We start from the raw sequence: 6196 nt of genomic DNA on the forward strand, positions 1-6196 counted from the left end.
GTGCGGGGCGGCGTGGCATGCGGCCAGGATGCGGGCGCCGTCGTCGTGGGCGGGCGTCCGACCCCCTCCTGTGCGGGGCCGGGCCCCTGTGCAGGAGCCGCCCCGCCCCGCCCCGGACTTTCGAACGTGAAATCGGGCGAATGGGGACTTTCGAACGTGAGAGAGGGCCTACCCCACGTTCGAAAGTCCGGGTCAGGCGTCGAAGGGGCGGCCCGTCAGGCGCTCGTACGCCTCCACGTAGCGGTCGCGGGTCTTGGCCACGACGTCGGCGGGCAGCTCCGGCGGGGCCTCCCCGCTGGTCTTGTCCCAACCGGAGTCGGGGCCCGTGAGCCAGTCGCGGACGAACTGCTTGTCGAAGCTCGCCTGGGGGCGGCCGGGCTCGTAGTCCTCGGCGTCCCAGAACCGGGAGGAGTCCGGGGTGAGGACCTCGTCGCCCAGCACCACCTGGCCGGTGGCCGGGTCCACGCCGAACTCGACCTTCGTGTCCGCCAGGATGATGCCGGCCTCGCGGGCGATCGCCTCGGCGCGGGCGTACAGGTCCAGGGTGAGGAACCGCAGGCGCTCGGCGGCCTCGGTGCCCACGCGCTCGACCATCTGCTCGAACGTGATGTTCTCGTCGTGCTCGCCGACCTCGGCCTTCGCGGACGGCGTGAAGATCGGCGGGTCGATCCGCGAGCCGTCCACGAGCCCGGCGGGCAGCGGCAGGCCGGCCACCGTGCCCGACGCGCGGTACTCGGCCAGGCCGGAGCCGGTCAGGTAGCCGCGGGCGATGCACTCCACGGGGAACATGTCCAGGCGCTTGACGATCATCGCCCGCCCGGCCACGGCCGCGGGCACGTCCGTGCTCACCACGTGGTGCTCGACCGGCTCGGCGTGGGCCCCGTTGTAGCCCTCGGCCAGCTTCTCGAACCACCACAGGGTCAGCCGGGTGAGGATGGCGCCCTTGTCCGGGATCGGCGGCTCCAGCACGTGATCGTAGGCGCTGATCCGGTCGGAGGCCACCACGAGCAGCGTCGCGGACCGTCCCGGCTCGGCGTCGGCGGGCTCGTACAGGTCCCGCACCTTGCCCGAGTAGACGTGCCGCCAGCCCGGCAGCTCGAGGGCCTCGGCCCCCGTGAACCCCACGCGCTCCCCGCTCACTTCGCTCCCTCCGTCCCCGGCACGGTGATCTCGCCGCGCTCGGCCTTGAGTCCGATGTCCGTGCGCCACTGGGCGCCGTCGAACCGGATGCGCTCGACGCCCGCGTAGGCGCGCTCGCGCGCTTGGGCCAGGTCCGCCCCGCGCCCGACGACGGCCAGCACCCGGCCGCCCGCCGTCACCACGTCCTCACCGGACACCGCGGTGCCCGCGTGGATCACGTGCACGCCCTCGAGGCCGGCCGCGTCGGCCAGCCCGGTGATCACGTCGCCCTTCGAGGAGGAGGCCGGGTAGCCGGCCGAGGCCATGACCACGTCCACGGCGACGTCGTCGCTCCACTCGAGTCGACGGTCCGCGCCGAGCCGGCCGGCCGCGGCGTCGGCGAGCAGCCCGCCCAGGGGCGTCTCGAGGCGGGCGAGCACGGCCTGGGTCTCGGGGTCGCCGAAGCGCACGTTGAACTCGATGACCTCCACGCCCTCGGCGGTCACGGCCAGGCCGCAGAACAGCACGCCCGTGAACGGGGTGCCGCGGCGGGCCATCTCGGCGAGCACGGGGCGGGCCACGCGGTCCATGACCTCGTCCGTGAAGCCCTCGGGCAGCCACGGCAGCGGCGTGTACGCGCCCATGCCGCCGGTGTTGGGGCCGGCGTCGCCGTCGTGGATGCGCTTGAAGTCCTGGGCGGGGGTGAGGGCGACGGCGGCCTCGCCGTCGCAGATCACGAAGAGGGAGACCTCGGGGCCGTCCAGGAAGTCCTCGATCACCACGGTGCCGCCGGCGGCGAAGCAGGCCTCGGCGTGGGCGAGGGCCTCGGCGCGGTCGGAGGTGACCACGACGCCCTTGCCCGCGGCCAGACCGTCGTCCTTGACGACGTGCGGGGCGCCGAACTCGTCGAGGGCGGCGGCGGCCTCCGCGGCGGTGGTGCACACGCGGGAGCCGGCGGTGGGCACGCCCGCGGCGGCCATGACCTCCTTGGCGAAGGCCTTGGACGCCTCGAGCTGCGCGGCGGCCTGCGAGGGGCCGAACACGGCGAACCCGGCCTCGCGCAGGGCGTCGGAGACGCCGGCGGCCAGCGGGGCCTCGGGTCCGACGACGACGAGGTCGGCCCCCAGCTCGCGCGCGAGCTCCACGACGGCGGCCGGGTTGGTGGCCTCGACGGCGTGGAGGGTGGCGAGGTCGGCCATGCCGGCGTTGCCGGGCGCCGCGTGGAGGGCGCTGACCTGCGGATCACGGGAGAGGGCGGTGAGCAGCGCGTGTTCGCGGCCGCCGTTGCCGAGCACAAGGGTCTTCACGAGCCTGAAGCCTACGCGGTGGCCCTGGCCCGGCCCGGCCCGTGGCCCCTACGGTGGAGCGCATGACGATGCCTCCCCTCCACCACGGTCAGCCCGGCGACGACGGTGACCCCCGTGACCCCCGCCACCGGCCCGGTGCGGGGCTGGGACCCGGGCTCCGGTCGGTCTGGATGTTCGTCGGCGTGATGTTCACGTGCGCCCTGATCGTCTTCTGGACGCTGCGGGGGTTCGGCGTCCAGCGCGGCGACCTCAGCCTGCCCGCCGCGCTCGGCGTGCTGGCGCTGGCCGCCGTCGCCGCGGCGGTGATCACCCGGTACGTGCGGCGCCGCTGAGCAGGGCCGGGCCCTCCAGGGCCGGCCGCCTCGGCCTGCCCGTCAGCGGATGATGCGCCGTCGCCGGGCCTCGTCGACGGCGCGCGTGCGGTTGTCCACCCCGAGCTTCTGGAAGATGTGCACCAGGTGCGTCTTCACGGTGGCCTCGGAGATGAACAGCTCCTTCGCGGCCACCTTGTTCGTGGCGCCCCGCGCGATCAGCTCGAGCAGCTGGATCTCCCGCTCGGACAGCACCTCGGAGCCGCCGGACATGCGCCCCATCAGCGTGGCCGCGACCTGCGGGGCCAGCGCCTTGCGCCCCGCCGCCGCCTGCCGCACCGCCGAGGCGATCTCCTCGCTCGGGGCGTCCTTGAGCAGGTAGCCGGCAGCGCCCGCGTTCACGGCCGCGAGGATGTCCGCCTCCGTGTCGAAGGTCGTCAGGATCAGCACCTGCACCCCCGGCCACCGCTCCCGCACCGCGCGGGTGGCGGTCACGCCGTCCATCCCCGCGCCCATCTGCAGGTCCATCAGCACGACGTCCACCGCGGGCTCGCCCGCCTCCAGGACGCCGATCGCCTCCGCCCCGTCGGCGGCCTCGGCCACCACGCTCAGGTCCGGGTGCGCCTCGACGACGGCCCGCACCCCCGCCCGGACCACGGGGTGGTCGTCCACCAGCATCACCCGCACGCTCATGCGGTCTCCTCGCTCTCGGTCTGCTCGGGATCAGCGCTCCGGCCGGCCCCGGCGGCGGCCAGCGGCACCCGCAGCGCCACCACGGTGCCCTCGCCGGGGGCCGACTCGACGGTGGCCTCGCCGCCCACCGCAGCGAGACGCTCGCGCACGCTCGCCAGCCCCACGCCGGTCCCCGCCCCCGGGTCGGCACCGGCGGCTCCGGCCCGGGGGCGGGCCGCGACGACGGCCGGGTCGAACCCCGCGCCGTCGTCGGCCACGTCCACCGTCAGCTCATCACCGAGGTAGCCCAGCGTGACCCGGGCGCGCCGAGCGCCCGCGTGCGCGCCCACGTTCGCCAGGGAGGCCTGCACGGCTCGCAGCACCGCGGTCTCCACGGCCTCGGCGACCGCGACCGGCTCCCCCACGACCTCGACGTCCGCAGCCACGGGCGTCCCGGCGGCGGCCTGCCGGTCGGCGAACCCGGCGACCGCTCGTTCGAGCGCCTCGATGAGGGACGGTGCCCCGGTGCCGCGCAGGTCGCGGACGAAGCGGCGGGACTCGGCGAGGTTCTCGGCGGCCGTGGCGCGCACGGTCTCCATGCGCTGCCGGGCGAGGGCGGGGTCGGCGGCGTCGAGCGCGTCCTGGGCCGCGCGCGAGACCAGCACGATCGAGGCCAGCCCCTGGGTGAGGGTGTCGTGGATCTCGCGGGCGAGCCGCTCCCTCTCGGCGCTCACCCCCGCCCGGTGCTCGGTGCGCGCGAGCTCGGCCTGCGCGGCGCGCAGCTGCTCGGCCACGGCACGCTGGCGCTCGGACTCGGCGTGCAGGGCGCGGTACGCCCCGGAGAGCACCACGGCCACGGCGGCGCCCACCAGCGGACCAATGACGGCCGGCACCCGCACGCCGCCGGCGCCCGCCGCCATCCCGTCCACCACGACGACGGCCATCGCCACCACCAGCGCGGGCCCGACCACGTGGCGCACCCAGGCCTGCCGGGCCACCCGGTCGACCACGTGCAGGACGACGAAGAAGAGGGGGAAGGCGACCCACGCGAAGTCGCCGTGGTGGGCCACGAGCAGGCCCCACAGCAGCAGCACCAGGGCCAGCCAGGCGACCGCCGGACCGCGGCCGACGTCGTCGCCCCGGGCCCACCGGCGCCGCTCCAGCACGGTCCCGGCCAGGTAGACGCCCGCCAGCGCGGCGGTCAGCAGCACCAGGGTGGTGGCCGGGAACGGACCGGAGGACGCCTCCGGGGACCGGTCCGCGAGCGCGCGCGCCAGCCCCACGGTGAGCAGCGCGGCGAACGTGACGTGCAGGGCCACGCGCAGGCCGGCGAGCACGGCGGTGGTGCCGGTCTCGGCGGCCGCGGGGGGCACGGCGGCGCGGGGTGCGACGGACATGGCTCCACCCTAGGGCGCGCCCCGGACGCGACAGCGGCCCGCGGCCCCGGGGCTGCGCCGCTGCGCCGCCGGGATCAACCATTCGGTTGACCGGGTCCAGCCGCCGCGGGCGATGTGCCGACCCCTCCCCGCGCGAGACCGTGGAGGCAATCTCAGGACAGACCTCTCCCAGGAAAGGACGCGACCCGTGTTCCTCGCACTCCGCGACCTCCGCTTCGCCACCGGACGGTTCGCCCTCATGGGCTCCGTGGTGGCCCTCATCAGCCTGCTGCTCGTCATGCTCTCCGGCCTCACGGCCGGCCTGGGCGGGCAGAACACCGCCGCGATCGACCGCCTCGGCGAGCAGGGCGTGCAGCGTCTGGTCTTCGGCGGCGCGGCGGGCCAGGAGCCCACCGCGTCGTTCACCCAGTCCGAGTTCACCGTGGCCCAGCGCGACGCGTGGGCGGCCACGGACGGCGTGGCCTCCGTCGAGCCGCTCGGTGTGAGCCAGGGCCGGGCCATCGGCCTCGAGCACCCCGTGGACACGGACCCGCAGGGCCGCGCGGACGTGTCCGGCGAGCCCACCATCGGCGTGGCCACCACCGCGTTCATCGGTCTCACCCCGGGCGGCTCCGACGCGCCGGCCGGCGTCGAGCCCGGGCAGATCGTGCTCAGCCAGGACGTGGCCGACTCCCTCCACGCGCAGGAGGGTGACGCCGTCGCGGTCTCCGGCTTCGTCTACACCGTGGCCGACGTCGTGCCGACCGAGTACTACTCCCACTCCCCCGTGACGTGGCTGGCGCTCGAGGACTGGAACGCCATCTCGCACACCGCCGACGACGCGGTGCTCGGCACCGCCGGCCTGGTGCGCTTCGACGCCGGCGCCGACGTCGACGCCGTGGCCGCCGCCGGTGACGACGCCGCGGGCACCGTCGCCGAGACCGTGAAGGGCTCCTACGCCGCCCTGCCCAGCTACCGGTCCGAGAACGGCTCCCTGATGACCATGCAGGGCTTCCTGTACGGCATCTCGGCGCTCGTGGTGATCGCGTTCCTGTCCATCTGGACGGTGCAGCGCACCCGCGACATCGCGGTGCTCAAGGCCCTCGGCGGCTCGAACGGCTGGGTGCTGAAGGACTCGCTCGCGCAGGCCGCGTTCGTGCTCGTCGGGGGCGTGGCCGTGGGCACCGGGCTGGCCGCCGTGGTCGGCGCGTTCGCGGGGCGGGCCGTCCCGTTCGAGCTCTCGTGGGCCACCACCGCGGTGCCCGCCGCCGGGGTCCTCGTGCTCGGCATGCTCGCCGCCGTCGTCGCGGTCTACCGCGTCACCCGGATCGACCCGCTGGTCGCCCTCGGCGGCAACTGACCGCCCCGACGACGGCGCCGCCCGGCGCCGTCGTCCCCCTCGGCTCCGCCT

6 protein-coding genes are annotated in these 6196 nt (G+C 75.7%); 2 read left to right on the forward strand and 4 right to left on the reverse strand.

Features of this window, described 5'->3' with window-relative positions:
* Positions 1-192: 192 nt before the first annotated feature.
* Positions 193-1140: a phosphoribosylaminoimidazolesuccinocarboxamide synthase gene (locus J1M41_RS11645; protein ID WP_206451796.1), complete on the reverse strand. Its 948-nt coding sequence runs from the start codon at positions 1138-1140 to the stop codon at positions 193-195.
* Complete coding sequence (gene purD / locus J1M41_RS11650) at positions 1137-2426, reverse strand: phosphoribosylamine--glycine ligase (RefSeq protein ID WP_044658866.1); 1290 nt, start codon at positions 2424-2426, stop codon at positions 1137-1139. The genes J1M41_RS11645 and purD overlap by 4 nt, the downstream gene beginning before the upstream one ends.
* Positions 2427-2488: 62 nt before the next feature.
* On the opposite strand from purD, the gene J1M41_RS11655 reads away from it, so the two are divergent.
* Positions 2489-2758: a hypothetical protein gene (locus tag J1M41_RS11655; RefSeq protein ID WP_036314260.1), complete on the forward strand. Its 270-nt coding sequence runs from the start codon at positions 2489-2491 to the stop codon at positions 2756-2758.
* A gap of 42 nt (positions 2759-2800) precedes the next feature.
* Here J1M41_RS11655 and J1M41_RS11660 read toward each other — a convergent pair whose 3' ends face one another.
* Positions 2801-3430: a response regulator transcription factor gene (locus J1M41_RS11660; protein ID WP_020624423.1), complete on the reverse strand. Its 630-nt coding sequence runs from the start codon at positions 3428-3430 to the stop codon at positions 2801-2803.
* The gene (locus J1M41_RS11665; RefSeq protein WP_206451797.1) at positions 3427-4806 is read right to left on the reverse strand and encodes a sensor histidine kinase; all 1380 of its coding nucleotides are present in this window, start codon (positions 4804-4806) and stop codon (positions 3427-3429) included. Before J1M41_RS11665 ends, J1M41_RS11660 begins: the two co-directional genes overlap by 4 nt.
* 187 nt (positions 4807-4993) lie before the next feature.
* Between J1M41_RS11665 and J1M41_RS11670 the strand changes: the two genes are divergently transcribed.
* Positions 4994-6145, forward strand: a complete 1152-nt coding sequence (locus J1M41_RS11670; protein WP_206451798.1) for an ABC transporter permease — start codon at positions 4994-4996, stop codon at positions 6143-6145.
* Positions 6146-6196 lie beyond the last annotated feature (51 nt).

Source organism: Micrococcus sp. KRD096 (assembly GCF_017168495.1).
GTDB lineage: Bacteria > Actinomycetota > Actinomycetes > Actinomycetales > Micrococcaceae > Micrococcus > Micrococcus luteus.